Source organism: Klebsiella sp. JB_Kp031, assembly GCF_040064295.1.
In the GTDB taxonomy this organism is placed as follows: Bacteria; Pseudomonadota; Gammaproteobacteria; order Enterobacterales; family Enterobacteriaceae; genus Klebsiella; species Klebsiella quasipneumoniae.
This window is the reverse complement of record NZ_JBEAJW010000043.1, coordinates 174526-200346: the sequence shown is the minus strand read 5'-3', so window position 1 is coordinate 200346 and position 25821 is coordinate 174526. Positions and strand designations below refer to the sequence as shown.

At 57.1% G+C, this 25821-nt stretch carries 24 protein-coding genes and 2 pseudogenes; 12 read left to right on the top strand and 14 right to left on the bottom strand.

Translation table 11 applies throughout. From position 1 onward, the window contains the following. Window positions 1-98 precede the first annotated feature (98 nt). Window positions 99-2009: an ATP-dependent DNA helicase gene (locus ABLV64_RS25535; protein ID WP_004175456.1), complete on the bottom strand. Its 1911-nt coding sequence runs from the start codon at window positions 2007-2009 to the stop codon at window positions 99-101. A 131-nt stretch (window positions 2010-2140) separates the two neighbouring features. On the opposite strand from ABLV64_RS25535, the gene ABLV64_RS25530 reads away from it, so the two are divergent. Then, window positions 2141-2485: a RidA family protein gene (locus ABLV64_RS25530; protein ID WP_002910910.1), complete on the top strand. Its 345-nt coding sequence runs from the start codon at window positions 2141-2143 to the stop codon at window positions 2483-2485. Here ABLV64_RS25530 and ABLV64_RS25525 read toward each other — a convergent pair whose 3' ends face one another. Further along, window positions 2486-2671 (bottom strand): YoaH family protein, encoded by a 186-nt coding sequence (locus ABLV64_RS25525; RefSeq protein ID WP_004203339.1) that lies wholly within the window; start codon window positions 2669-2671, stop codon window positions 2486-2488. It abuts the gene before it with no gap. A gap of 88 nt (window positions 2672-2759) precedes the next feature. On the opposite strand from ABLV64_RS25525, the gene pabB reads away from it, so the two are divergent. The 4 genes from pabB (at window position 2760) to ABLV64_RS25505 (ending at window position 7970) form a co-directional block, all read left to right on the top strand. Next, window positions 2760-4115, top strand: a complete 1356-nt coding sequence (pabB, locus tag ABLV64_RS25520) for an aminodeoxychorismate synthase component 1 (protein ID WP_348843107.1) — start codon at window positions 2760-2762, stop codon at window positions 4113-4115. A 3-nt stretch (window positions 4116-4118) separates the two neighbouring features. Beyond that, entirely contained in the window at window positions 4119-4697 is a 579-nt protein-coding gene (locus ABLV64_RS25515) for a CoA pyrophosphatase (RefSeq protein ID WP_004203342.1), read from the top strand. Window positions 4698-4859: 162 nt separating this feature from the next. After that, window positions 4860-6224, top strand: coding sequence for an L-serine ammonia-lyase (gene sdaA / locus ABLV64_RS25510; RefSeq protein WP_004203344.1), 1365 nt, complete (start codon window positions 4860-4862; stop codon window positions 6222-6224). Window positions 6225-6413: 189 nt separating this feature from the next. After that, window positions 6414-7970: an EAL domain-containing protein gene (locus tag ABLV64_RS25505; protein ID WP_060656060.1), complete on the top strand. Its 1557-nt coding sequence runs from the start codon at window positions 6414-6416 to the stop codon at window positions 7968-7970. Between the two features lie 36 nt (window positions 7971-8006). Here ABLV64_RS25505 and yoaE read toward each other — a convergent pair whose 3' ends face one another. Then, a complete protein-coding gene (yoaE, locus tag ABLV64_RS25500) occupies window positions 8007-9569 on the bottom strand; it encodes a CNNM family cation transport protein YoaE (protein ID WP_004203354.1) in 1563 nt (520 codons plus the stop codon). 446 nt (window positions 9570-10015) lie between these two features. On the opposite strand from yoaE, the gene manX reads away from it, so the two are divergent. The 5 genes from manX to mntP all read left to right on the top strand — a co-directional run bounded on the left by manX (window position 10016) and on the right by mntP (window position 14215). Continuing rightward, window positions 10016-10987: a PTS mannose transporter subunit IIAB gene (manX, locus tag ABLV64_RS25495; protein ID WP_004203357.1), complete on the top strand. Its 972-nt coding sequence runs from the start codon at window positions 10016-10018 to the stop codon at window positions 10985-10987. Between the two features lie 56 nt (window positions 10988-11043). Then, on the top strand, window positions 11044-11844 hold the full coding sequence (locus ABLV64_RS25490; protein ID WP_004203359.1) for a PTS mannose/fructose/sorbose transporter subunit IIC: 801 nt from the start codon (window positions 11044-11046) through the stop codon (window positions 11842-11844). Between the two features lie 12 nt (window positions 11845-11856). Next, window positions 11857-12708 (top strand): PTS mannose transporter subunit IID, encoded by an 852-nt coding sequence (locus ABLV64_RS25485; RefSeq protein WP_004145526.1) that lies wholly within the window; start codon window positions 11857-11859, stop codon window positions 12706-12708. Between the two features lie 62 nt (window positions 12709-12770). Next, window positions 12771-13229, top strand: a complete 459-nt coding sequence (locus ABLV64_RS25480; protein WP_004203361.1) for a DUF986 family protein — start codon at window positions 12771-12773, stop codon at window positions 13227-13229. Between the two features lie 419 nt (window positions 13230-13648). Then, the gene (gene mntP / locus ABLV64_RS25475) at window positions 13649-14215 is read left to right on the top strand and encodes a manganese efflux pump MntP (protein WP_017900206.1); all 567 of its coding nucleotides are present in this window, start codon (window positions 13649-13651) and stop codon (window positions 14213-14215) included. Window positions 14216-14218: 3 nt separating this feature from the next. Here mntP and rlmA read toward each other — a convergent pair whose 3' ends face one another. From rlmA to mgrB, 6 genes and pseudogenes are all read right to left on the bottom strand, one after another. Then, on the bottom strand, window positions 14219-15013 hold the full coding sequence (gene rlmA, locus ABLV64_RS25470; protein WP_205426193.1) for a 23S rRNA (guanine(745)-N(1))-methyltransferase: 795 nt from the start codon (window positions 15011-15013) through the stop codon (window positions 14219-14221). A gap of 61 nt (window positions 15014-15074) precedes the next feature. Further along, window positions 15075-16823: a peptidoglycan glycosyltransferase FtsI gene (ftsI, locus tag ABLV64_RS25465; RefSeq protein ID WP_004203364.1), complete on the bottom strand. Its 1749-nt coding sequence runs from the start codon at window positions 16821-16823 to the stop codon at window positions 15075-15077. 187 nt (window positions 16824-17010) lie between these two features. Further along, window positions 17011-17220 carry a transcription antiterminator/RNA stability regulator CspE gene (gene cspE, locus ABLV64_RS25460; protein ID WP_001062678.1) on the bottom strand — a complete coding sequence of 70 codons (210 nt, stop codon included), beginning with the start codon at window positions 17218-17220 and terminating at the stop codon, window positions 17011-17013. 85 nt (window positions 17221-17305) lie between these two features. Next, window positions 17306-17377: pseudogene (locus ABLV64_RS25455) on the bottom strand (DUF2627 domain-containing protein); the annotation flags it as partial. A 591-nt stretch (window positions 17378-17968) separates the two neighbouring features. Continuing rightward, on the bottom strand, window positions 17969-18259 hold the full coding sequence (locus tag ABLV64_RS25450; RefSeq protein ID WP_004203366.1) for a YebO family protein: 291 nt from the start codon (window positions 18257-18259) through the stop codon (window positions 17969-17971). Window positions 18260-18333: 74 nt separating this feature from the next. Next, on the bottom strand, window positions 18334-18477 hold the full coding sequence (gene mgrB, locus ABLV64_RS25445) for a PhoP/PhoQ regulator MgrB (RefSeq protein ID WP_002911375.1): 144 nt from the start codon (window positions 18475-18477) through the stop codon (window positions 18334-18336). 159 nt (window positions 18478-18636) lie between these two features. Between mgrB and ABLV64_RS25440 the strand changes: the two genes are divergently transcribed. After that, the gene (locus tag ABLV64_RS25440) at window positions 18637-18876 is read left to right on the top strand and encodes a YobH family protein (RefSeq protein WP_004203368.1); all 240 of its coding nucleotides are present in this window, start codon (window positions 18637-18639) and stop codon (window positions 18874-18876) included. A 55-nt stretch (window positions 18877-18931) separates the two neighbouring features. Here ABLV64_RS25440 and kdgR read toward each other — a convergent pair whose 3' ends face one another. Beyond that, window positions 18932-19723 (bottom strand): DNA-binding transcriptional regulator KdgR, encoded by a 792-nt coding sequence (gene kdgR / locus ABLV64_RS25435; protein WP_004203369.1) that lies wholly within the window; start codon window positions 19721-19723, stop codon window positions 18932-18934. A gap of 177 nt (window positions 19724-19900) precedes the next feature. Here kdgR and ABLV64_RS25430 point away from each other — a divergent pair, with 177 nt between their 5' ends. Further along, window positions 19901-21271 (top strand): MFS transporter, encoded by a 1371-nt coding sequence (locus tag ABLV64_RS25430; protein ID WP_004203370.1) that lies wholly within the window; start codon window positions 19901-19903, stop codon window positions 21269-21271. Between the two features lie 69 nt (window positions 21272-21340). On the opposite strand, the gene htpX is transcribed toward ABLV64_RS25430, so the two are convergent. The 4 genes and pseudogenes from htpX to ABLV64_RS25410 form a co-directional block, all read right to left on the bottom strand. Continuing rightward, a complete protein-coding gene (htpX, locus tag ABLV64_RS25425) occupies window positions 21341-22225 on the bottom strand; it encodes a protease HtpX (RefSeq protein WP_004203371.1) in 885 nt (294 codons plus the stop codon). 235 nt (window positions 22226-22460) lie between these two features. Beyond that, the gene (gene prc / locus ABLV64_RS25420; RefSeq protein ID WP_004203373.1) at window positions 22461-24509 is read right to left on the bottom strand and encodes a carboxy terminal-processing peptidase; all 2049 of its coding nucleotides are present in this window, start codon (window positions 24507-24509) and stop codon (window positions 22461-22463) included. A gap of 19 nt (window positions 24510-24528) precedes the next feature. Then, on the bottom strand, window positions 24529-25206 hold the full coding sequence (proQ, locus tag ABLV64_RS25415; RefSeq protein ID WP_004203375.1) for an RNA chaperone ProQ: 678 nt from the start codon (window positions 25204-25206) through the stop codon (window positions 24529-24531). A gap of 81 nt (window positions 25207-25287) precedes the next feature. Then, window positions 25288-25801 (bottom strand): annotated as a pseudogene (locus tag ABLV64_RS25410) (GAF domain-containing protein). Between the last annotated feature and the right edge of the window lie 20 nt (window positions 25802-25821).

The following is a 25821-nucleotide window of genomic DNA, read 5'->3' as shown; positions in this document are numbered from 1 at the left end:
TTTCCGGCAGACGGACAACCCGTCGCCACACCGCCCGAAGTCTAGTGGGAACCGCTAATTAACAAAATGGCGCGCAGCTTAACACATTTCAGGGCGGATTACCTTGCCGGCGGCACGGCGAGAAAGCGCACCGCCCGGCGGATATCGCGGGTTCGCGGCGCCGGCGGCAGACTGGCCAGAAAGACCGCGCCGTAGGGGCGCATCACCAGCCGGTTGTCGCAGATCACCAGCACCCCGCGATCGTCGATATCGCGGATCAGGCGGCCCACCCCCTGCTTAAGGGTGATCACCGCGTCCGGGAGCTGCACTTCATCGAACGGATCGCCGCCGCGCAGCCGGCAATCTTCCATCCGCGCTTTCAGCAACGGATCGTCCGGCGAGGTAAACGGCAGCTTATCAATGATCACCAGCGACAGCGCGTCGCCGCGCACGTCGACCCCTTCCCAGAAGCTGCTGGTGGCCACCAGCAGGGCATTGCCGGCGCTGACGAACTGCTGCAGAAGCTGGCCTTTACTGGTCTCGCCCTGCAGCAGCACCGGCAGAGTCATGGTGGCGCGGAACTGCTCCGCCAGATCGCGCATCATGGCGTGCGAAGTGCACAGCATAAAGCAGCGACCGTCGTTAGCCTCGATCAGCGGCTTGAGCATCGCCGCCAGATGGCGCGCCGCGCCGGGCTGGTTCGGCAGCGGTAGGTTACGCGGCACGCAGAGCAGCGCCTGATGCTGATAGTCAAAGGGGCTCGGCAGCAGCAGTGTCTGCGCCTCGTCGATCCCCAGCCGGGCGGTGAAATGGTGCAGATCGTCGTTTACCGACAGCGTCGCCGAGGTAAAGATCCAGCTCCCCGACTTCTGCGCCATCACCTCTTTAAACTTCTCGGCCACGGTCAACGGCGTCAGCGCAAGGGTAAAGTGGCGCGAAGTGCACTCATACCAGTAACTGTAGCCCGGCTGATTGATCTCTTTCAGCCGCTTCAGGCGCCCGCGATAAAGGGTGGCGCGCTCAAAGGCGGCATCGAGCAGCGCCGAGCGCCCCAGCGAGAGTTTGGCGACGTCGTAACACAGTTCAAGCGCATCATCGAGCAGCAGCAGCGCCCGCTGAATGTGGCTGTCCGCCAGCAGTTCGCGCAGGTTGCCGCGGTAGCCAGGGTCCCCCAGCTGCAGGCGGAAATCCTGGGCGCTTTGCGCCAGGCGGTCGGCGCATTTTTGCAGCTGTTGAGTGTCTTTCAGTTCGGTGCGATAGGCAATAGTGATGTCTTTCGCCAGATCCAGCAGCTGGCGGCTGGAGAGCGACTGGCCAAAGTACTGGCTGGCGATATCCGGCAGCTGATGGGCTTCGTCGAAGATCATCACCTCCGCCTCGGGGATCAGTTCGGCAAAGCCGCTCTCTTTGACCACCATATCGGCAAGGAACAGGTGATGGTTGACGACCACTACGTCGGCGTCCATCGCTTTTTTACGCGCCTTCACCACGAAGCAATCTTTATACAGCGGGCAGTCGCTGCCGAGGCAGTTATCGTTGGTACTGGTGACCAGCGGCCAGGCCTGGGAATCTTCCGCCACGCTGGCGCAGGTGCTGATATCGCCATCCTGAGTTTGGTTCGACCAGGAGCGCAGGAGGATCACGTCGCTGAGGGTTTGCACCGGCAGATCGCCGCCCGCCAGCGCCTGCTGTTCCAGGCGTTCTAGGCACAGGTAGTTGGAGCGCCCTTTGAGCAGCGCCAGTTTGCCGGTGAATTTGAGCGCTTTGGCGACGGTGGGCAGATCGCGGCTGTAGAGCTGATCCTGCAGCGCTTTCGACCCTGTGGAGATAATCACCTTTTTTTTCGCCCGCAGCGCTGGCGCCAGGTAAGCGTAGGTTTTACCGGTTCCGGTCCCCGCTTCCACCACCAGCGGCCGGGAGGCCTCAATCGCTTCGCTGACCGCCACCGCCATCTGGCGCTGCGGCTCGCGCGGTTTAAATCCCGGTATGGCTTTGGCTAGCTGGCCGTCTGCTGCAAAATCGTCGATCACATTGCCCCCTGGTTATTTGGACAGTGATTATGTCAGGGAGGGCGGCGTTTCGCCAGTCCGGGTAGTGACGCGAGCGGAACATTATGGCAGTCTTGCCGCAGCCAAATGGAATGCTCAGAGAGGAATGAGAAATGACAATTACGCGTATTGATGCCGAAGCCCGCTGGTCAGATGTAGTGATCCACAATCAGACCCTTTACTACACCGGCGTGCCGGCGAATCTTGATGCCGATGCCTTCGAGCAGACCGCCAACACCCTGGCGCAGATTGACGCGGTGCTGGAAAAACAGGGCAGCGACAAGTCGCGCATTCTTGACGCCACCATTTTCCTCGCCGACAAAAGCGACTTTGCGGCGATGAATAAAGCGTGGGACGCCTGGGTGGTAGCCGGTCACGCCCCGGTGCGCTGCACGGTGGAAGCAACGCTGATGAACCCGCAGTATAAGGTTGAAATCAAAATTATCGCCGCGGTGTAATTACTCGTCTTCGTCTTCATCTTCAAAGCGCGCGACGATCCGTTCGCCGGTATGCGTCGCGCGTAGCTCTTCCGCCACCAGGGCAATCGCCTGGCCACTGCTCATCCCCTGGGCCATCAGCTCCTGGATACGTTCGACCGCTTTTTGCTGTTGCTCGTGGCTCAGCGAAGGTAAACCTGCAAACATCTTGTACTCCTGCTACATTGTGGGGCGTAATTATTTCACGCCGTCCCCGCCTACGCCAGAGGGACGGTAACGTTCAGGATCGAGAAAGATGTTGTCCCCCGCGATTATTACCCTGCCCTGGCGCCCGGATGCCGCCGAATACTATTTTACGCCGTTAAGCGCCCTGCCCTGGGCGATGCTGCTACATTCCGGCTTTGCCGACCACCCGCATAACCGTTTTGATATCCTGGTGGCGGCCCCGCGCGCCACGCTGCTGACGCGCGGTGAACAGACCTGGGTCGATGACGGCGAGACCACTTTTGTCTCGGCGGACGATCCGCTGCAACTACTCCAGCAGCAGCTGGATCGTCAGCCGTTCACGCCGCAGCCCCATGAGGATTTGCCGTTTCTTGGCGGCGCGCTGGGGCTGTTCGGTTACGATCTGGGCCGCCGTTTTGAGCGACTTCCCACTGTAGCGCAGGCCGATATCGCGCTGCCGGATCTGGCGGTGGGGATTTATGACTGGGCGCTAATCGTCGACCATCAGCGCCAGCAGGTGTCGCTGCTCAGCTATGACGACCCGCAGCAGCGTCTGCAGTGGCTGGAGGCGCAAACGTCGGCGCCAGGTGAAACCTTCGCCCTGACCTCTGCCTGGCAGTCAAATATGAGCCGCCAGCAATACGGCGAGAAATTTCGTCAGGTGCAGGCCTATCTGCGCAGCGGTGACTGCTATCAGGTCAATCTCGCCCAGCGTTTTCAGGCCCGCTACGTCGGGAATGAATGGCAGGCTTTCCGCCAGTTGAACGCCGCCAACCGCGCCCCCTTTAGCGCCTTCATCCGCCTTGCGGAAGGGGCGATTTTAAGCCTGTCGCCGGAGCGATTTATTCAGCTCCGCCAGGGGGAAATCCAGACGCGCCCGATTAAGGGCACCCTGCCGCGGCTCGATTCGCCGCTGGCGGATGCGCAGCAGGCGGAGAAGCTGGCGAACTCGCCGAAAGATCGCGCCGAGAATTTAATGATTGTCGACCTGATGCGCAACGACATCGGCCGCGTCGCCGTCCCGGGCAGCGTGCGGGTCCCCGAGCTGTTCGTGGTGGAGCCGTTCCCGGCGGTCCATCATCTGGTCAGCACCATCACCGCCCGCCTGCCGGCGACGCTGCACGCCAGCGATCTGCTGCGCGCCGCCTTCCCGGGAGGGTCGATCACCGGCGCGCCGAAGGTCCGGGCGATGGAGATTATTGATGAACTGGAACCCCAGCGACGTAACGCCTGGTGCGGGAGCATCGGCTATCTGAGCTATTGCGGCAATATGGATACCAGCATCACCATTCGCACCCTAACGGCCTGGCAGGGGCAACTGTACTGTTCCGCCGGCGGCGGGATTGTGGCGGATAGTGAGGAAGCCGCAGAATATCAGGAAACTTTTGATAAAGTTAATCGTATCCTGCACCAACTGGAGAACTAGACCATGGCGGACCGCGCCCTCAATCTGGATGACTTTCTGTCCCGCTTTCAGCTGCTGCGTCCACAGCCTTCGCCACAGGCGCTAAACCAGCGGCAGGCGGCGGTGCTGGTGCCGATCGTACGCCGGCCGCAGCCTGGCCTGCTGTTGACCCAGCGTTCGCCGTTGCTGCGCAAGCACGCCGGCCAGGTCGCCTTTCCCGGCGGGGCGGTAGATAATACCGATGCGACGCTTATCGCCGCCGCTCTGCGCGAAGCCCAGGAAGAGGTGGCGATCCCGCCAGAGAAGGTTGAGGTGATTGGCGTTCTGCCGCCGGTGGACAGTGTCACCGGCTTCCAGGTGACGCCGGTGGTGGGCATTATTCCGCCGGATCTGCACTATCACGCCAGCCAGGACGAGGTCTCCGCGGTTTTTGAAATGCCGCTCGCCGAAGCCCTGCGCCTCGGGCGCTACCATCCGCTCGATATCCACCGCCGGGGCAACGACCACCGCGTCTGGCTCTCCTGGTACCAGCATTATTTTGTCTGGGGAATGACCGCCGGGATCATTCGCGAGCTGGCGCTGCAGATAGGCGCGCGCCCTTAGCTATACTGATTATGAGAGGGCGCTCTCACTATTAGTAAAATCGCGGTTTTCCATTAGTTTAATTCATGTGAATAGTTGAACTGACAGGGCGCTTCCCTCTTACACTATGCGCAGTTATTACATCGTTACCGCACCCGCGGTAACCCTGTCAGGAGTATTATCGTGATTAGTCTATTCGACATGTTCAAGGTGGGGATTGGTCCCTCATCTTCCCACACTGTTGGCCCGATGAAGGCCGGTAAACAGTTCGTCGATGACCTGGTCGAAAAAGGATTGCTTAATGCAGTGACCCGCGTGGCGGTTGACGTCTACGGTTCGCTGTCATTAACCGGCAAAGGCCACCATACGGACATCGCCATTATCATGGGACTGGCGGGCAATCAGCCCGATACGGTCGATATAGACGCGATACCGGCATTTATCCGTGACGTCGAGACACGCGGCCGTCTGCTGCTGGCCAACGGTCAGCACGAAGTCGACTTCCCGGCGGATGACGGCATGCGTTTTCGCAGCGACAATCTGCCGCTGCACGAAAACGGCATGACCATTCATGCCTGGGCCGGCGAGAAAGAGATCTACTGCAAGACCTATTACTCGATTGGCGGCGGCTTTATCGTCGATGAAGAGCACTTCGGCAAAGAGAACGCCAACGAACTGCAGGTGCCCTACCCGTTTAAATCGGCGCAGGAAATGCTGGCCTACTGCAAAGAGACCGGCCTGTCGCTCTCCGGGATGGTGATGCAGAACGAGCTGGCGCTGCACAGCAAAAAAGAGATCGAGGACTATTTCGCTAATGTCTGGCAGACCATGCGCGCCTGTATCGACCGCGGCATGAACACCGAAGGCGTGCTGCCTGGCCCGCTGCGCGTACCGCGTCGCGCGTCGGCGCTGCGTCGTCTGCTGGTGGCCAGCGATAAGCTCTCCAGCGATCCGATGAACGTCGTTGACTGGGTCAACATGTTCGCGCTGGCGGTCAATGAAGAGAACGCCGCCGGCGGTCGCGTGGTGACCGCGCCGACCAACGGCGCCTGCGGCATCGTTCCGGCGGTACTCGCTTATTACGATCACTTTATCGAATCCGTCAGCCCGGAGATCTATATCCGCTACTTTATGGCCTGCGGTGCGATTGGCGCGCTGTACAAGATGAATGCCTCCATTTCCGGCGCCGAAGTCGGCTGTCAGGGCGAAGTGGGCGTCGCCTGCTCGATGGCGGCGGCGGGTCTGGCCGAACTGCTCGGCGCCAGCCCGGAACAGGTCTGCGTGGCGGCGGAGATCGGCATGGAACACAACCTCGGACTGACCTGCGACCCGGTCGCCGGCCAGGTACAGGTGCCGTGCATTGAACGTAACGCCATCGCCTCCGTGAAAGCGATCAACGCCGCGCGGATGGCAATGCGCCGCACCAGCGAACCGCGCGTCTCGCTCGATAAAGTGATCGAGACCATGTACGAAACCGGCAAAGACATGAACGCCAAGTACCGCGAAACTTCGCGCGGCGGACTGGCGATTAAAGTTCAGTGTGACTAAAGTGTTGGCTTACGCCTGCCCCCTCCCGGTGCGCAGGCGTGAAGCGAGGGGAACTGAAAGCCCCCTGCCTTCCTGATGCGCCCTCTGTGGCGCATTTCTTTTTTCTATACCTGACGATATTCTGCCACTACAATTGCTCTATTAAATAAGCCACGCTTAACCACTCGTCCTGTCGACAGGGTGTCGCACATGCAGACTGCACAAAAAGTCATTACGGCCTATCGTCGCAAACGCATTATTGTCTGCCTGCTGGTAGCCCTGGTGACCCTGGGCACCACCTTAGCCATCCGATTTATTTCGCAGCGTAGCGAAAATGAAGGCTATATTCGCATGGCCGCCAGCCAACGGGTGGCGGCGCTGGATAATATCCTGCGTCCGCTGAGCGCGCAGCGAACCACTCTGCTTCCTCTGGTGGGTCACCCCTGCCCGGATATCCATCTGTCGCTGCGTAAAATCGCGGCCTCGTTGCAGACCGTTCGTTCCGTCGCGCTCGTGACGTCAGGTATCGTTTACTGTTCGAGTATTTTTGGGCCGCGACAGGCGGATTTACATCGCCTGCAGCCTGCGCTTCCTGCACCCCGTCCTCTGCTGCTCTTTTCGAATGACAGCTCCTTGCTCAAAGGCTCACCGGTGCTGATACAGTGGTATCCAGCCTCGGAGAGAGGCGTGGACGGCGTGATGCTGATTGTCAATATCGAGCTGCTGGGGACCTTAATTCTCAACGAAAAATCATCCCTGATAAGCGACGTCAGCCTGCAGGTTGGCGATCGTTATTTTAGCAGCAGCCATGGGCTTCTCGAGAAAGCGCATACCCCGCCGGGAACGGTGATTTATCGCCAGCGCTCTACCGAGTTTCCGTTTATCGTCAATATCAATGGCCCTGGCGCCTCGGCGATTGCGCTTGAGGAGCTGCCCGGCGAGCTGCCGCTGGCGCTGATCTTCAGCCTGTTGATGACCGGCATCGCCTGGCTGGCCACCGCCGGCAGAATGAGCTTCTCGCGGGAGATAAGCCTCGGTATTTCCGCCCGGGAGTTTGCCCTCTGGTGCCAGCCGCTGCAGGATGCGCGCAGCGGCCGCTGCTGCGGGGTGGAGATCCTGCTGCGCTGGAACAACCCTCGCCGCGGTGCGATTTCGCCGGAGGTGTTTATTCCCATCGCCGAAGGGGACAATCTGATCATCCCCCTCACCCGCTATGTGATTGCCGAAACCGCCCGCCGTCTGGATGCTTTTCCCCGCGACCGCCAGTTTCATATCGCGATTAACGTCGCTGCCCGCCACTTTGCCAACGGCTTACTGCTGCATGACCTGCATAATTACTGGTTCAGCATGAACCCGGTACAGCAGCTGGTGGTCGAGCTGACCGAACGCGATGTCCTGCAGGATGGCGACCAGCACATGGCCGAAGATCTGCACCAGAAAGGCGTCCAGCTGGCGATCGATGACTTTGGCACCGGCAACAGCTCCCTGTCGTGGCTGGAAACACTGCGCCCGGACGTGCTGAAGATTGACCGTTCGTTTACCAGCTCGGTGGGGATAGACAGCGTCAATGCCACGGTGACCGATATCATTATCGCCCTCGCCAACCGGCTGAATATTATTACCGTTGCCGAAGGGGTGGAGACGCAGGAACAGGAAAGCTACCTCAGAGACCACGGTGTCGATGTGCTACAGGGGTTTTATTATGCCCGGCCGATGCCGGTGGAGGCATTCCCGGCGTGGCTGGCCAGTCGAGAGGCAACAGAATAACTCGCCGGCCCCCACGGGGACCGGCGCGCAGGACGATTACTCTTCTTCGTCACTCGGCGGACGGGTGACCACCGCGCGAACCAGATCGACCCGGTAGTCATTCGCTTCCACCACGGTGAAATGCAGCGGCGGCAATGACACCACGTCGCCAATGCGCGGGATATGGCCATTGGCGGAGATCACCAGACCGGCAACCGTAGCAATATCCTCATCGTCATTGATCAGCGGATCCAGCCCCAGCGCCTGCTGCAACGCATGCAGGTCGGTCGACCCCTTAATAAGCCAGCCGTCGCCATCGATAACGATCTCCGGCGTCTCATCGGCGTCCGGGAATTCTCCGGCGATCGCTTCCAGAACGTCCAGCGGGGTCACCAATCCCTGCACCACGCCAAATTCATTGGTCACGATGACGAAACTGCCGCGGGCGCGGCGCAGGACGCCGAGCAGATTGATCGGATCCAGCGTTTCAGGTACCACAATCGCCGGGGAGGCGGAGGCCAGCGCCGCGACGTTTTCGCCCGACTCCAGAGCCACCAGCATCTCCTTCGCCCGCACGATACCAATGATTTCATCCAGTTCTCCGCGGCAGACCGGGAACAGACTGTGCGGCGACGAAAGCAGCTGACGGCGAATTTCATCTTCACTCTGCTCGGCGTCGACCCAGCTGATTTCCCCGCGCGGCGTCATGATGCTGCGCAGAGAGCGCTGAGCCAGGGTCAGCACGCCGTTAATCATGTAGCGCTCTTCTTCCGCAAAGGCGCCTTCCGGTACCGGCACCGCCGCCGGGCTGTCAGCGTCGTGGTTGACGGAGGCCTGTTTATTACGGCCGCCCATCAGACGCAAGATCGCATCCGCGGTACGGGCGCGCAGCGGCAACGTCGACTGGTGACGTACAAAGTTGCGGCGCGCCACCTGGTTAAAGAACTCAATGATGATCGAGAAACCGATCGCCGCGTAAAGGTACCCTTTCGGAATATGGAAGCCAAACCCTTCCGCCACCAGACTCAGGCCGATCATCAACAGGAAGCTCAGACAGAGCACCACCACCGTCGGGTGCTGGTTGACAAAGCGCGTCAACGGCTTGGAGGCCAGCAGCATCATGATCATCGCGATCACGACCGCTGCCATCATCACCGGCAGATGGTTCACCATCCCGACCGCGGTGATCACCGCGTCCAGTGAGAAGACGGCATCCAGCACTACGATCTGCAGTACCACCACCCAGAAACTGGCATAGCCTTTCCCGTGACCGGCATCGTGCTGGCGGTTTTCCAGCCGTTCATGCAGCTCAGTTGTCGCCTTGAACAGCAAGAAGATCCCGCCAAGCAGCATGATGAGGTCACGCCCGGAAAAGGAGAAATCGGCGATAGTAATCAGCGGCTTCGTCAGCGTCACCATCCAGGAGATCACCGACAGCAGCCCCAGGCGCATCACCAGCGCCAGCGACAGGCCGATCAGTCGCGCTTTATCACGCTGCTTCGGCGGCAGTTTGTCCGCCAGGATGGCAATAAACACCAGGTTATCAATACCGAGCACAATTTCCAGAACGATAAGCGTCAACAGGCCGGCCCAGATTGAGGGATCCATTAACAATTCCATGTGCGACTCCGGTTAGCGGCAAGGTCAGTCATCGCCATGTCATGCACGGACGCGACAATAGATGCTGAAAGATAAGCGTGATGCGTGGAGGTGGCAACCAGGTGCCAGAAAGTGAAAAGACGTCGATGACGGTCCATACTGCGGGCTATGCCCTATACTCCTGAGTAATTAAACGGAAGTTAAACATAGCAAAATATAGAGCGAAATTGGAAAAGATTTACCTGAATTTGCAATAACTAAGGCTATTTTTTGCGCTGCAAAATTATTAGCAGGCGATGCCTGATTAACGGATCTTCATCACATTAATTATTTTTTCACTGTCTAAAATAATTCGCGGTAGTAACTATTTTCTATCTTACACCCTAACTGAATCGATTTTGTCCTCAAGAGTGATTCAGGATGTATCAAAGCAGATGATGCATTCACGATAATAAAGGAGGTAGCAAGTGACGATTGCTATTGTAATAGGCACACATGGTTGGGCTGCAGAACAGCTGCTGAAAACAGCAGAGATGCTGTTGGGCGAGCAGGAAAACGTTGGCTGGATCGATTTCGTTCCGGGTGAAAACGCCGAAACGCTGATCGAGAAATACAATGCCCAGTTGGCAAAACTGGATACCAGTAAAGGCGTGCTGTTTCTCGTCGATACATGGGGAGGCAGCCCGTTCAACGCTGCGAGCCGCATTGTCGTCGATAAAGAGCACTACGAAGTTATCGCCGGCGTCAACATCCCGATGCTGGTGGAAACCTTCATGGCCCGCGATGACGATCCTTCCTTTGATGAGCTGGTCGCCTTAGCGGTAGAGACCGGCAGCGAAGGCGTGAAAGCGCTGAAGGCCAAACCGGTGGAAAAAGCGGCCCCTGCGCCCGCTCCAGCCGCGGCGCCTAAAGCCGCTGCACCGGCCAAACCGATGGGTCCGAATGACTACATGGTGATTGGCCTCGCGCGTATCGACGATCGCCTGATCCATGGTCAGGTCGCCACCCGTTGGACCAAAGAGACCAACGTCACCCGCATCATCGTCGTCAGCGACGAAGTCGCCGCGGATACCGTGCGCAAAACCCTGTTGACCCAGGTTGCGCCGCCGGGCGTCACCGCCCACGTGGTGGACGTCGCCAAAATGATCCGCGTCTACAACAACCCGATGTACGCCGGACAGCGCGTCATGCTGCTGTTTACTAACCCGACCGACGTTGAGCGCGTCGTCGAGGGCGGCGTGAAAATCACCAGCGTCAACATCGGCGGTATGGCGTTCCGCCAGGGCAAAACCCAGGTTAACAACGCGATTTCGGTCGATGCCAAAGATATTGAGGCGTTTAACAAGCTGAACGCACGCGGTATCGAGCTGGAGGCACGTAAAGTGTCCACCGACCCGAAACTGAAAATGATGGATCTGATCGCCAAGGTCGATAAATAACCCGGACGATCGCGCCCCAGTTTTCACTTTAAGACTTAATCAACAGGAGAAGTACAATGGAGATTACCCTTCTTCAGATTGTGCTGGTGTTCATCGTCGCGTGTATTGCGGGTATGGAGTCGGTGCTTGATGAATTTCAGTTCCACCGTCCTCTGGTCGCCTGTACGCTGATCGGCGCCGTTCTCGGCGATATGAAAACCGGTATTATTATCGGCGGTACGCTGGAAATGATCGCCCTGGGCTGGATGAACATCGGTGCGGCGGTTGCCCCTGATGCCGCGCTGGCGTCCATTATTTCCACCGTTCTGGTTATTGCCGGCCATCAGAGCATCGGCGCCGGCATCGCGCTGGCTATCCCGCTGGCGGCTGCAGGCCAGGTGCTGACCATCATCGTGCGTACTATCACCGTAGCCTTCCAGCACGCGGCGGATAAAGCGGCGGAGAATGGCAACCTGACCGCCCTGTCGTGGCTGCACGTCTCGTCCCTGTTCCTGCAGGCGATGCGTATCGCTATACCGGCCGTCATCGTGGCCATTTCCGTCGGTACCAGCGAAGTCCAGGGCCTGCTGAACGCAATCCCTGAAGTGGTCACCAGCGGCCTGAACATCGCCGGCGGCATGATCGTGGTGGTTGGTTACGCGATGGTCATCAATATGATGCGCGCGGGCTACCTGATGCCGTTCTTCTACCTCGGCTTCGTCACCGCCGCCTTCACCAACTTCAACCTGGTGGCCCTGGGCGTGATTGGCGCCGTCATGGCCATTCTCTACATCCAGCTGAGCCCGAAATATAACCGCGTCGCCGGTGCCCCGGCTCAGGCGGCTGGTAACAACGATCTCGATAACGAACTGGACTAACAGGTGAGCGAAATGGTTGATATGACTAAAAATACCACCGAGAAAAAACTCACTCAGAGTGATATTCGTGGCGTGTTCATTCGTTCTAACCTGTTCCAGGGTTCATGGAACTTCGAACGTATGCAGGCGCTGGGCTTCTGCTTCTCTATGGTTCCGGCGATTCGTCGTCTGTACCCGGAGAATAACGATGCGCGTAAGCAGGCGATTAAGCGTCACCTTGAGTTCTTCAATACCCATCCTTACGTTGCCGCTCCGGTACTGGGCGTAACGCTGGCGATGGAAGAGCAACGCGCCAATGGCGCAGAGATTGACGATGGCGCTATCAACGGCATCAAAGTCGGTCTGATGGGGCCGCTGGCCGGTGTCGGCGACCCAATCTTCTGGGGCACTGTGCGTCCGGTGTTCGCGGCCTTAGGCGCCGGGATCGCGATGAGCGGAAGCCTGCTCGGCCCTCTGCTGTTCTTTATCCTGTTCAACGCGGTGCGACTGCTAACCCGCTACTATGGCGTCGCCTACGGCTACCGCAAAGGCGTGGACATCGTGAAAGATATGGGCGGCGGCTTCCTGCAGAAACTGACTGAAGGGGCGTCAATCCTCGGCCTGTTTGTCATGGGGGCGCTGGTTAACAAGTGGACGCACGTGAACATTCCGATGGTGGTGTCAAAAATCACTGGCTCTGACGGACAGGTTCATGTCACCACGGTGCAGACGATCCTCGACCAGCTGATGCCGGGCCTGGTACCGCTGCTGCTGACCTTCGCCTGTATGTGGCTGCTGCGTAAGAAAGTTAACCCGCTGTGGATCATCGTTGGTTTCTTCGTCATCGGTATCGCAGGCTACGCTGTCGGCCTGCTGGGTCTGTAATTTCCAGGTTGTACGCCGGGGGCTTGCCCCCGGCTTTTTTTTATCAGGAGGAACGCAAAGCAATGACATTCACGGACCTGGTGATCATCCTGTTCATCCTTGCGCTACTGGCCTACGCGGTGTATGACCAGTTTATTATGCCGAGGCGCAACGGCCCGGTGCTGCTGGCCATTCCCCTGCTTCGCCGCAGCCGCGTTGACGGCCTGATCTTTGTCGGCCTCATCGCCATTCTGATCTATAACAACATCACCCAGCACGGTACCCCGATCACCACCTGGCTATTGTCTGCGCTGGCGCTGATGGGACTCTATTTATTCTGGATCCGTACGCCGAAAATCATTTTCAAACCGCGCGGCTTTTTCTTCGCCAACGTGTGGATAGAATATCAGCGAATTAAAGAGATGAATTTATCCGAAGACGGCGTGCTGGTGATGCAATTAGAGCAACGGCGGCTGCTGATTCGCGTACGAAATATCGACGATCTGGAGAAAATATACAAACTTCTTGTTTCAACTCAATGAGTTAAAAATATAGCCAGCGCTATGTTTTTTCCGATTTCGTCTGGGGGATTATATAGCCATGGCTATATTTCCCCACCTGCTCTTCTGTTTTTCATTAACTATTTATTTACTTATAAATTCAAATGAAAATCGTTATCATTTGGTTATTAAAATAGCCCTCTTCTGTTATTGTTTTATATTCTAAAAATATGTTAAGGTTGCGCCCGTCGTTGGGGAGTAGCCGATTTCCTGCCCGCCAGGAAATGTACGTGTCAACATACTCGTTGCAAAACGTGGCACGTACGGGTTGAAGTGATTCAATCAGGCGAGACCATAGATACATCACTGCTGTACGTATTGCTCAGCCATTGAGCGGCTCCGCGTATATTTACTGGGGGCAGCGATGTGTCATATGGATTATCCCCGGTCAGGACAGGCACATGAATTTATCCGCAACCCTTCTTCTCGCTTTCGGCATGTCTATGGACGCCTTCGCGGCCTCTATTGGCAAAGGCGCCACCCTGCACAAACCCAAATTCTCAGAAGCAGTGCGCACCGGGTTGATTTTTGGCGCTATTGAAACCCTGACGCCGCTGGTCGGCTGGGGACTGGGCATGCTGGCCAGCCAGTTTGTTCTCGAATGGAACCACTGGATTGCCTTTATTCTGCTGGTGTTTCTCGGCGGGCGGATGATCATCGAAGGGTTTCGCGGCGACAGCGACGAGGCGTGTGAGGCGCCTCGCCGGCATGGCTTCTGGCTGCTGGTCACCACCGCCTTCGCCACCAGCCTTGACGCCATGGCGGTCGGCGTCGGTCTGGCATTCCTGCAGGTCAGCATTGTCACCACCGCGCTGGCGATCGGCTGCGCCACCTTTATCATGTCGACGCTGGGGATCATGGTAGGTCGCTTTATCGGCCCGCTGCTGGGCAAACGGGCCGAAATTCTCGGCGGTATCGTGCTGATTGGCATCGGCAGCGAAATCCTCTGGAGCCATTTCGCCGGTTAAGCTTTACTCCTCGCGCTGCCAGCAATGGATCATAAAATCGGTCTGGCAGCCAAAGGTTGCCTGCTGACGCAGCGCGTCATGCACGTCGGCCTTGGCCCGCCACGCGAACGGCGTCATCTGCAGCAGGGCCTGCGCTTCACTGCCCGTCAGGGTCATCGGATAAGCCAGCTGCTGCTGAGCAGCCAGTTGGAACCCCGGCATCGCTTCCGTCTTCAGCTCATGCAGGCGGATCTCATCGTAAATCAGCCCTTTCAGCTCCAGCAAATGGCGGGGTCCCGGCGTGGCGGTGATCACCCACCCGCCAGGCCGCACCACTCGCGCCAGCTCACCGGCGTTGCAGGGGGCGTAAATGCGCACTACCGCATCGAAGCTGTTATCGGAGAACGGCAGACGCTGGCTGGAGGCGACGCAAAAATTCACCTGCGGATAGCGTTTTGCCGCCGCGCGAATTGCCGGCTTCGACACGTCCAGCCCCCAGCTGCGGCTGGCGATGGCGGCAAACGCGTGGGTGTAATATCCTTCGCCACAGCCGATATCCAGTAACGCCTGAGGGGCAGCGTGCCGCAGTCGTTCAGCGATAGCATCCCGCAGCGGCTGATAATGCCCGGCGTCGAGGAACGCCCGACGGGCCTGCATCATCTCAGCGCTGTCGCCGGGATCGCGCGACCGTTTGAACTGCACCGGTAGCAGATTGACGTACCCCTCTTTCGCCAGATCGAACTGGTGCCGCTGCGGGCAGGAATAGTGGTTGTCGCTACGGCTGAGCGGCGCGTGGCAAAGGGGGCAACTGTATGACATGACGGCTCCGGTGTCGCTGAAAGGGCGAAAGTGTAGCGCTATTCGCCCTTGCAGACCACTGTTACAGCGCCGGCGCCAGCGGGTGGCTGTCGTGCATGACGATCAGATTCTCCGCCCCTTGTGGCATACCGTCCGGCATGACGTTCTCCAGCCGCAGGACGTCGCCCATAATCTGGCTGAATACCGGAGCGGAAACGGCCCCGCCGTAATACGAGCCATTGCTGGGATCGTTCATCACTACCACCAGCGCGAACTGCGGACGGCTGGCGGGCGCCACGCCGGCGGTATAGGCCACATATTTATCAATATATTTGCCGTCCGGACCGATCTTCTTCGCCGTCCCCGTTTTTACCGCCACCCGGTAGTCGCGCACCGCCGCCTTGGTGCCGCCTCCGCCCGGGAGCGCCACGCTCTCCATCATATGCTCCACGCTGTGGACAATATTCTCCGGCATTACGCGCGTGCCAATCACTGGCGGGTCGATACGGGTGATCGACAACGGTCGTTCAATGCCGAAGCCGCCGATGGTGGCATAAACGTGTGCCAGCTGGAGCGGAGTCACCATCAAACCATAGCCGAAAGCGAAGGTGGCGCGATCCAGTTGCCCCCAGTAGCGACGATGCGGCATCAGCCCAGCGCTTTCGCCGGTCAACCCCAGCCCCGTCGGCTCGCCGAAACCGAAAGCCGTATAGGTGTCAATCAGATGCTGCACCGGCATGGCCAGCGAAAGATGCGACACGCCGGTATCGCTGGATTTCTGCAGGATCCCGGTCAGGCTCAGCTCCGGATAATAGCCGACATCGCGGATACGGTGGCCGTCAAGGACAAACGGATGGGTGTCCACCACGCTGTCCGGCTGGACAATCCCCTGCTGCAGCGCGGTCATGATCACCAGCGGTTTGACGGTCGACCCCGGCTCGAAGGTATCGCTGATGGCCCGGTTGCGAAAATCATCCAGCGTTGCGGCATCGCGATTGTTTGGATTGAAGTCGGGATAGCTGGCCATCGCCAGGATCTCGCCGGTATCGATTTTGATCAGCACCGCCGCTCCGGATTCGGCTTTATTCCAGCGAACAGCGTTGTCGAGGGCATCTTCCGTTACCGTCTGCAGGCGCTCATCGATACTCAACTGCAGATTATGCGCCGGCACCGGCGGTACTTCGGTAATATTCTCAATCACATTGCCATGTTTATCTTTACGCACCAGACGTCGCCCGGGTTTACCGGTCAACTGGGCGTTGAAGCTTTTCTCCACCCCTTCGATGCCCTGATTATCGACATTGGTAAAGCCCAGCAGATTGGCAGCCACGTGGCCTGCCGGATAGAAACGCCGCGATTCATCACGCAGGTAGACGCCAGGCAGATGCAGTTTATCAATCCACTCCGCCTGCTCGGGATTGATCTGCCGCGCCAGATAGAGAAAGCGGGCGTGAGGATGGCTCTGTACCCGCTGGGCCAGTTCCCCGAGGTTGAGATGCAGCGCTTCGGCCATCGCCTGCCAGCGGGGCCCGTAGCCGACGCCACCTTTCTCCATGGTGGTCTGCGGATCGATCCAGATCGCGCTAACCGGAACGCTCACCGCCAGTGGTCGTCCTTCCCGGTCGGTGATCATCCCCCGCTCAACCGCAACGGGCTCTTCGCGCAGAGAACGCATATCCTCTTGTTTTACCAGATTATCGGGGGAAACAATCTGCAGCCAGCCCACGCGGGCCAATAGCAGTCCCAGACAACCGAGTATGGCCACACAGAGTAACCCGAAGCGAATCGGGGTAAAGCTGGCGGCGGACTTCATTTTTTTGTTTAGCACCATAGCTCCGGCATTGTTTTGCAACCAACTGATTTAACAGAAAATTAGCAAAACAGACTGCTACACAATGCTAATAAAGTTGAGTATTTGCAACAAGACGCGACGAGAGGGGGAAAAATGACATGCTTTGCAATAAAAACGCAAAAGCCCCGCACAGGCGAGGCTTTTATACAAGAAGAGTGGTCTTGTATCAGATAGCAGTTACGTTAACTGCAGCCGGACCTTTCTGGCCGTCCTGAATTTCGAACTCAACGTTCTGGCCTTCAGCCAGAGTTTTGAAGCCGTTACCCTGGATAGCGGAGAAGTGTACGAACACGTCTTTGCTGCCATCAGCCGGAGTAATGAAACCAAAACCTTTAGACTCGTTGAACCACTTAACTTGACCTTTAATCTTTGCCATTTGCAAAATTCCTTAGACTGTTTTCTTCGCCTGCTGGCGTTTACATAGATAAAACTGACACATAACTGCATGAGGCACTAATTTAAGGTTCGGCAGAGAAGCGGTATTCAACGACAACGTGTTTACTCAGGACTTCTTTACTGAAAATGCCACACATAAACAGAACTGTACCTCGTTTAACCCGAAAGGTGTTATCACACACTACGTAAATAATGGCAAGCCATTTTTAAACGTGTCTCGATCGTTCGCACAAATTATAAGGTAATCCTTTGATCGCCTGCACATTTATGCGTCTTTGCCGCCCCTGGCAAGGCGCTATGGCGTTTATCAATAACGCCGGAGCGCTGCCTTGTAACTGCAACTTTTTTACCATAGCTCAACAACTTCGCTTCGTCCAGGTATGTCCGTATACGAACTGCCAGTATACGGGCGACTGACGAGCCGTGATGAATATTGATGCGCAAAATTCGTTATAACCCCAGACGAAAAATCGCTAAAGCCAGGCCAGTGTAGTGATAATAAATCCTTTCAGTCGTCTCGCTAAAAATAGTGCTAATTCTGCACCTTAATAATGAAAAAAAGATGACAGCGTCACGTTATCCGACAATAAACGCGGCGGGGATCACTTTATTTACAGCGTGTATAAAAGAGGATAGTGCATTGAGAAAGGAATAATGGAATAAGAATAAGATATTACCGACCGCTATCATGCAGGTGCGCATCATATGATGCACACCTGTCGAGGTACTTAGCGCTCTGCCACTAGGCGGATAAACTCATCCTCCCCTTTCGCCTTACCGGCGACGGTCGGCTCGACCACGTCCTCTTTTTCCGGCGCACTGGCTTCGCACAAGCGACGTAGCAGCGCATTCTGCCGCTTTTGCTGATCCAGCAGAGCCTGCAGCAGTTCTATCTGCTCATTCGCCCGCGAGCTGGCGCGGTTGACGAAGAACCATAACAACAGACCGACAAGCAGCAGCGCCACAGACACGGCCAGCGATGCCAGATTTAAGATCCCAGGATTTAGTAACTCACTCATTTCACCACCTCAAAGAGAAGGCGTTCATTCTACCACCCGCGGCGCAGAAGGAAATCAGTCGTCAGAAAAATGTCTTACCACGGGATAAATTTATTGATAGTGCAAATGCCGCTGAAAAACTGAACATCCTGGTCGCACATTACGTTAAGCATCTGAGTCCACAGCAACAGGCAGCCTGCTATGATGACTATCAGTAAAACCCACCGTAATTTTTTCACTCCACTCTCCGCATCAGTACTTTATGTCGCCAGGATAACACGGCCTTCTTAAACCGCGGCTAACTGTAATACGAAAGGCAAGTTTAGGAATCATCGACTTGTTTCAAAACGTGTTCGTGTCAAAATCACGGCAAGGATCATACAAATAATGAGGCATCAATGCGATTAATCATTCGTACTATTGTGGTCGTGGCTATCTTATGGATTGGCGTATTATTAAGCGGCTACGGGGTATTATTCCACAGTGAAGAAAACGTCGGCGGCCTGGGCCTGAAGTGTCAATATCTCACCGCCCGTGGGGTCAGTACCGCACTTTATGTGCATTCCGATAGCGGCGTGATCGGCGTCAGCAGCTGCCCGCTGCTGCGTAAAAGCGCAACCGTCGTGGATAACGGCTAATATCGAATCGGCGACCGCGACGATAGCGCCGCGGTCGCCGAATGCTTCAGCGCGGTCAGAAGGGGTAGTCGTTGTAGCCCATCTGCTCAGAAATCTTGCGCGCCGCCTGGTGCAGCATCGCCACATATTCATGCAAACGTTCTTCAGAGAACCGTAAGGTCGGGAAAGAGATACTCAACCCGGCGATGACTACGCCGAAACGGTCGAATACCGGTACCCCAATGCAGCGTAGCCCCTCTTCCTGCTCTTCGTTATCTTCGCCGTACCCCTGCTCGCGAACGCCATCCAGCACCTTCAGCAACTCAGCGGTACTAGTGATGGTCCGCTCGGTGCTGCGTTTATACTCCACGCCGTCAAGGATCTGCTCCACTTCGCTGCGGTCGCGCCACGCCAGCAGTACCTTGCCAATCGCGGTGCTGTACAGCGGATTGCGACGGCCGATACGAGAGTACATCCGCAGGTTATACATCGAATCAATCTTGTGAATATAAACAATACTGTCTTCATCCAGCGCGCCGAGATGGATCGTCTCTTTCGTCAGTCGGGAGAGTTCCCGCATCTGAATATCGGCGCTGCGCACCAGGTCGACGTTCTGCAGCGCGCGCGCCCCCAGCTCGAACAGTTTGAGCGTGAGGGAGTATTTCTCAGACTCTCCCTCCTGCGCCACATAGCCCAGTGATTTCATGGTCTGTAAAAAGCGATAAACGGTGCTTTTCGACATCATGACGCGCTGGGACAGTTCGGTAATGCCAATTTCACGCTCTTCACCCAGCGCCTGCAGGATGCCGAAAACCTTCAATACCGAAGAGACAGAATCTGGCTGTTTATCCAAATCTGCACCTGCCATTTATCACCTCGTCGTAACTGTTTTATAAAATTTAGAACCGGTTTTTATTATAAATTCGCCGCCTCTGCGCCGCAATCATTCTTCTGCCACTTCGTTACAAATCTGCGACATACGGCGGAATAATCAATGCTAAACTCATCATTCAAAAAACCGTTTCATTTAAGACTCATTTTCACCATGGATAAAAACTCTTCCGATGGCGTGCCGCTGCCGCAGCGCTATGGCGCCATTTTGACCATTGTGCTTGGGCTGACCATGGCCGTGCTCGACGGGGCCATCGCCAACGTCGCGCTGCCGACCATCGCCAGCGATCTTAACGCCTCCCCGGCGGCTTCAATCTGGATCGTTAACGCCTACCAAATCGCCATTGTGATCGCCCTGCTACCGCTCTCTTTCCTCGGCGACATGGTCGGCTATCGCCGTATCTATAAGATAGGCCTGGTGGTGTTTATCTTTACCTCACTAGCCTGCGCCCTCTCGCGCAGCCTCGAAATGCTGACTTTCGCTCGCGTCGCCCAGGGGCTGGGCGGCGCCGCGCTGATGAGCGTTAACACCGCCTTGATCCGCCTGATTTATCCGCAACGCTTTCTCGGTCGCGGCATGGGTATCAACTCCTTTGTCGTCGCCGTCTCTTCAGCAGCAGGCCCGACGATCGCCGCTGCGATCCTCTCCCTTGCCTCCTGGCAATGGCTGTTTTTAATTAACGTGCCTCTCGGCATCGTCGCCTTACTCCTGGCGATGCGCTTTCTGCCGCCCAACAGCGCGCGCAGCAAAATCGTCCGCTTCGATTTGCCGAGCGCCATCATGAACGCGCTGACCTTCGGGCTGTTGATCACCGCCCTGAGCGGTTTCGCACAGGGCCAGTCCACTCAGCTGGTGCTGGCGGAGGTCGCCGCTATGCTGGTGGTGGGCTTTTTCTTCGTTCGCCGTCAGCTCACGATGCCCGTCCCGCTGCTGCCGGTCGATCTGCTGCGCATCCCACTCTTCTCCCTCTCTATCTGCACCTCCATCTGCTCTTTCTGTGCGCAGATGCTGGCGATGGTCTCTCTGCCCTTCTTCCTGCAAACAATGATCGGGCGCAGCGAAGTGGAGACCGGCCTGCTGCTGACGCCGTGGCCGCTGGCAACGATGGTGATGGCGCCGCTGGCCGGTTATTTAATTGAAAAATGCCATGCGGGGTTGCTGGGGGCCATTGGGCTGCTGGTTATGGCCTGCGGCCTGTTCGGCCTGGCGCTGCTTCCGGCGTCGCCCAGCGATCTGGATATTATCTGGCGTATGGCGCTGTGCGGCGCCGGCTTCGGGCTGTTCCAGTCGCCAAACAACCACACCATTGTCGCCTCGGCCCCGAGCCATCGCAGCGGCGGCGCCAGCGGCATGCTGGGTACCGCTCGCCTGCTCGGCCAGAGCACCGGCGCCGCGCTGGTGGCCCTTTTATTCAACCTGCTCGGCAACAGCGGCACCCACACCGCCCTGCTGCTGGCCGGCATCCTGGCGACCGTCGCTGCGCTGATTAGCGGTCTGCGCGTCACTCAGCCGCGCGCAGCCTGACGATGAAGGACAAAAAAAATCCGCAGCCTTCGGGCTGCGGATTTTTATTTTCAGCGTCAGATTGACGGACTATTTCAGATATTCTCCGCTACGCAGCGCTTCAATACGCTTGTCCAGCGGCGGGTGGGTCATAAACAGCTCGCTCATGGACTTCGCTTTACCGTTGATGCAGAACGCCATCATGCTGCTGGCTTCCTGCGGCTCATAGCTGGTTTTCAGGCGCTGCAGGGCGGCAATCATCTTCTCGCGGCCCACCAGACGCGCCGAGCCGGCATCAGCATGGAATTCGCGATAACGAGAGAACCACATGGTGATAATGCTGGCCAGAATACCGAACACCAGCTCCAGCACCGTGGCGACGGCGAAGTAGATCAGCGGGTTGCCATTGCTGCTCTCGCCTTCATCTTCCCGGTTGCCGCCGAGGAAGCCGGCCGCAATCTGCGCGATAACGCGGGAGATAAAGATAACGAAGGTGTTCACCACCCCCTGAATCAGAGTCATGGTGACCATATCGCCATTGGCGATGTGGCTGATTTCATGGGCGATGACCGCTTCCGCTTCATCACGGCTCATGTTTTGCAACAGCCCGGTACTGACAGCGACCAGCGAGGCGTCGCGACGCGCACCGGTAGCGAAGGCGTTGATGTCAGGGGCGTGATAGATAGCCACCTGCGGCATGGCAATGCCCGCCTGCTGCGCCTGCTGCGCAACGGTGTTCATCAGCCAGCGTTCCGTTTCGTTGCGCGGCTGCTCGATCACTTCCCCACCCACAGACTTCAGCGCCATCCATTTCGACATCATCAGCGAAACGATAGAACCACCGAAGCCGAACAGCAGGGCCATAATCAACAGACCGGTCATGCTGCTGGATTGGATCCCCGTGAGGCTTAACACCAGCCCGAACACGACCATCACTGCCAGGTTCGTCAGCAGGAAAAGCGCGATTCGCATCATAATTTTCTTTTTACCTCAATTTAACAAAACGCACTATGCGATTACCCACATCGTATGGGTCAGGCTGCAATTTTCAACCATCAGCCCCCGCTAAGTCACGATAAAAACACAACTTTACATTTTGTAGCATCTTGCTGACAGCGGCAGAGCAGGTTGACATTTTGTTAGATGAGCTGAATGGCGATGACAAAGGGCATAAAAAAAACGGGCACCTCTCAGGGTGCCCGTTGGCGACTTATTGGCTGGCCGGCGGTTCCACCGCCGGGCGCGCTTTTTCGAGATGGGCGAGGTCTACCGCGATATGGACCGTCTCATCAAGATACGGATCCGGCTCCTGGTAATCCTTCGGCAAATCGTCCAGTTTTTTCAGCGGCGGTTTGCCTTCGCGTTTCAGGCGATCGTTAATCCGCGCCAGACGAATCGCATCATCCTCTTCGTTCTCTTTTTCACGCTGAGCGTAGTTCAGAGAGACGATGTTACGTTTGTCCTTCATCGCGTTATAACGGGCAATATCCTTCATGATGTACTGGAACTCAGGATCCTGGGCAATACGCTCGTCGTGGCGCTTGAGCAGTTCCGGTCCAAATGGGGTCAGATCCCCGGACTTCACGTAGGTGGCCGCGTTGATGCTATCCCACGGCAGCGCGTTGTCTTCATACTGCTCGCCGGTTTCGCGATCTTCATTGCCGGTTGGCATCATGATATCCGGCGTAACGCCTTTGCGCTGAGTACTGCCGCCGTTAATGCGGTAGAACTTCTGGATAGTGTACTGCACGGAACCTAACGCCGGCCAGTCCGGACGCAGCATCTGATCGTAGATACGATTCAACGAGCGATACTGCTGTACGGTACCTTTACCGAAGGTCGGCTCGCCAACGATCAGCGCGCGGCCATAATCCTGCATTGCGGCGGCAAAGATCTCAGACGCCGAGGCGCTAAAGCGGTCAACCAGCACCACCAGCGGCCCTTTGTAATAGACTACGCCATCGTTATCGCTGTCTTCGCGCACCTTGCCATTGTTATCCCGCACCTGCACCACCGGGCCGGACGGAATAAACAGCCCCGACAGCGATACCGCTTCGGTCAGCGCCCCGCCGCCGTTGCTGCGCAGATCGATAACGATGCTACTGACGTTCTGTTTTTCCAGCTTCTGCAGCTGCACCTTCACGTCATCGGTCAGGCCAACGTAAAAGCCCGGGATATCCAGCACGCCGACTTTTTCTTTACCAACGGTTTTCACCGACATCTTCACCGCGCGATCTTCCAAACGGATGCGCTCGCGGGTCAGGGTGACGATACGCGTCTTGGCCCCTTTGCCGGCCGGCAGGATCTCAAGGCGAACCTTGCTGCCCTTCGGCCCTTTAATTAGCGCCACGACGTCATCCAGACGCCAGCCAATGACATCGACCATCGACTTCCCGGTCTGGCCGACGCCGACGATGCGGTCGCCGACGCTGATCGCTTTGCTCTTCGCAGCCGGACCACCGGCCACCAGCGAATTAATCACCGTGTAGTCATCATCCATCTGCAGCACAGCGCCGATCCCTTCGAGTGAGAGACTCATCTCGGTGTTGAACTGCTCGGTATTGCGCGGCGACAGATAGTTGGTGTGCGGGTCGATTTCGCGGGCGAAGGCGGTCATCGCCAGCGAGAAGACATCCTCGCTGTTGGTTTGCGCCAGACGACGGATAGCGAACTTGTAGCGACGGGTTAAGGTGTCGCGGATCTCTTTATCGTCTTTTCCCGCCAGCTTCAGGCTTAACTGGTCAAATTTAACCTTGGCGTCCCACAGCTTGTTCAGCTCGGCCTCGTCTTTCGGCCACGGCGCTTTGGAGCGGTCAAGGTTGAAATTGTCGTTGCCGGTAAAGTCCATCGGACGTTCCAGCACCTTCAAAGCATACTGATAGCGTTCGAAGCGGCGCTGCTGCGCCAGGTTGTAGAGGTCGTAGAAGACATCCAGTTTCCCGGTGCGCAGTTCGTCGCCGATTTGGTCTTTTTTCGCCGCGAACTTCGCCACATCGCTGGCCAGCAGCACATTATGGCTGTAGTCCAGCAGGTTCAGATAACGGTCAAAAATTTTTGCCGAGAAGGCGTTGTCGAGATCGAACTGACGGTAGTGAGAGCGGGTAAAGCGCGACGTCACGCGCTCGCTCACCGTCGCGTGCTGCGGCTCTTCTTTCAGCACGGGGATTTGATCTGCACGGGTTATTTCATCAACAGCGAAAGCATGGCCTGCTATTGCCAGCAGGCCCGCAAGCGCGGTGATTTTAAAAAATGTGTTCATGCCTGGCCCGGCCTCCGTTTCAGAACACCAGGTGTTCTGCGCGTACAATCATTGACATACCAGAAGTCAGCTGTACACGAACGCCATCTTTGGTGATTTCCAGAACGGTGGCGTCCATTGCGTTATTGCCTGCTTTTACCTTCAGCGCCTGGCCGACGGTCAGAACGGAAACATCCGATACCGGAGTAAGACGCTCTTCACGCGGAGCTTTGGCCGCAACAGGACGCGGTTTACGCTGTTCAGCGCCCTCTTTACGACGCGGCTGCTGAGGACGCGGTTTACGCTCACGGCGAACGCCTTCATCCGGCTGGCCTGCAGCGGCAGCGGCTTCGCGTTTTTTCGCCTGCTGGGCAGCGCGCTGCGCCTGAACGCGAGCTTTCGCTTCTTCCAGCTGCTGACGCGCATGGGCAATGTGCTGCTCTTCCAGTTCGCCGCACGGGTTGCCGTCCAGGTCAACGCGGATAGCGCCGGCTTTTACGCCGTAGAGATAGCGCCAGCTCGAGGTATAGAGACGTAATGCAGCGCGAAGCTGGGTTTTGCTGAGATTCATCTCACCACCCACTCGCTCAACGAGATCCTGAAAAATTCCGATTTTCAGGGGGCGCGCTTCGCCTTCAGCGCTGAAGCACTGAGGGAAACGTTCGGCCAGAAAGGCGATAACTTCTTTACTGCTATTCAACTTAGGTTGATTTTCCATGAAATTTCCTGATTACAACGGACGTAGCCAACAAGCCGCAGGCATGAACAGGCGACATTATAATGACGTCCTCGCTAAATGCTACGTTATCCGTTGATTATCCCACGACACGGGTAAAGATTTTTTGATAATCAGTGGCCGCGATAAGTTTTTCCAGATGCTCGACCAGCGTGCGCAACCCCTGCTCATCTTCAGCAGTGAAGCGGCCGTAAGCCGGACTGTCGATATCCAGCACGCCGATAATCTGGTCGTTCACGCGCAGGGGGAAGACAATTTCCGAATTACTGGCGGCATCGCAGGCAATGTGGCCGTCAAAGGCGTGGACGTCCTCGACGCGCTGCACCTGGGCTTGCGCCACCGCCGCGCCGCATACGCCGCGCCCAACCGGGATCCGTACGCAGGCCAGTTTGCCCTGGAACGGCCCCAGCACCAGGGTATCGCCTTCCAGAAGATAGAAACCGGCCCAGTTGACCTCGCCCAGTCGTTCAAACAGCAGCGCGCTGGTATTAGCGATCATCGCCAGAAAACTGGTTTCACCTGCCATTAATGCCTGGAAATCGCGGTTCAAATCCGCGTAAAATTCTGTTTTGCTCATTATATCTTCACTTGGTTGTC

Excerpts from the sequence above, each read along its gene's own strand:
- ABLV64_RS25515 (WP_004203342.1), top strand. The coding sequence starts at position 4,119 with ATGGCGGACCGCGCCCTCAATCTGGATGACTTTCTGTCCCGCTTTCAG.
- yoaE (WP_004203354.1), bottom strand. The coding sequence starts at position 9,569 with ATGGAATTGTTAATGGATCCCTCAATCTGGGCCGGCCTGTTGACGCTT.
- ftsI (WP_004203364.1), bottom strand. The coding sequence starts at position 16,823 with ATGGTGCTAAACAAAAAAATGAAGTCCGCCGCCAGCTTTACCCCGATT.
- kdgR (WP_004203369.1), bottom strand. The coding sequence starts at position 19,723 with ATGGCAGGTGCAGATTTGGATAAACAGCCAGATTCTGTCTCTTCGGTA.
- ABLV64_RS25525 (WP_004203339.1), bottom strand. The coding sequence starts at position 2,671 with ATGTTTGCAGGTTTACCTTCGCTGAGCCACGAGCAACAGCAAAAAGCG.
- ABLV64_RS25480 (WP_004203361.1), top strand. The coding sequence starts at position 12,771 with ATGACATTCACGGACCTGGTGATCATCCTGTTCATCCTTGCGCTACTG.
- mntP (WP_017900206.1), top strand. The coding sequence starts at position 13,649 with ATGAATTTATCCGCAACCCTTCTTCTCGCTTTCGGCATGTCTATGGAC.
- ABLV64_RS25490 (WP_004203359.1), top strand. The coding sequence starts at position 11,044 with ATGGAGATTACCCTTCTTCAGATTGTGCTGGTGTTCATCGTCGCGTGT.
- ABLV64_RS25505 (WP_060656060.1), top strand. The coding sequence starts at position 6,414 with ATGCAGACTGCACAAAAAGTCATTACGGCCTATCGTCGCAAACGCATT.
- ABLV64_RS25485 (WP_004145526.1), top strand. The coding sequence starts at position 11,857 with ATGGTTGATATGACTAAAAATACCACCGAGAAAAAACTCACTCAGAGT.
- rlmA (WP_205426193.1), bottom strand. The coding sequence starts at position 15,013 with ATGTCATACAGTTGCCCCCTTTGCCACGCGCCGCTCAGCCGTAGCGAC.
- pabB (WP_348843107.1), top strand. The coding sequence starts at position 2,760 with ATGTTGTCCCCCGCGATTATTACCCTGCCCTGGCGCCCGGATGCCGCC.
- htpX (WP_004203371.1), bottom strand. The coding sequence starts at position 22,225 with ATGATGCGAATCGCGCTTTTCCTGCTGACGAACCTGGCAGTGATGGTC.
- ABLV64_RS25450 (WP_004203366.1), bottom strand. The coding sequence starts at position 18,259 with ATGAGTGAGTTACTAAATCCTGGGATCTTAAATCTGGCATCGCTGGCC.
- ABLV64_RS25440 (WP_004203368.1), top strand. The coding sequence starts at position 18,637 with ATGCGATTAATCATTCGTACTATTGTGGTCGTGGCTATCTTATGGATT.
- ABLV64_RS25530 (WP_002910910.1), top strand. The coding sequence starts at position 2,141 with ATGACAATTACGCGTATTGATGCCGAAGCCCGCTGGTCAGATGTAGTG.
- prc (WP_004203373.1), bottom strand. The coding sequence starts at position 24,509 with ATGAACACATTTTTTAAAATCACCGCGCTTGCGGGCCTGCTGGCAATA.
- cspE (WP_001062678.1), bottom strand. The coding sequence starts at position 17,220 with ATGGCAAAGATTAAAGGTCAAGTTAAGTGGTTCAACGAGTCTAAAGGT.
- ABLV64_RS25430 (WP_004203370.1), top strand. The coding sequence starts at position 19,901 with ATGGATAAAAACTCTTCCGATGGCGTGCCGCTGCCGCAGCGCTATGGC.
- proQ (WP_004203375.1), bottom strand. The coding sequence starts at position 25,206 with ATGGAAAATCAACCTAAGTTGAATAGCAGTAAAGAAGTTATCGCCTTT.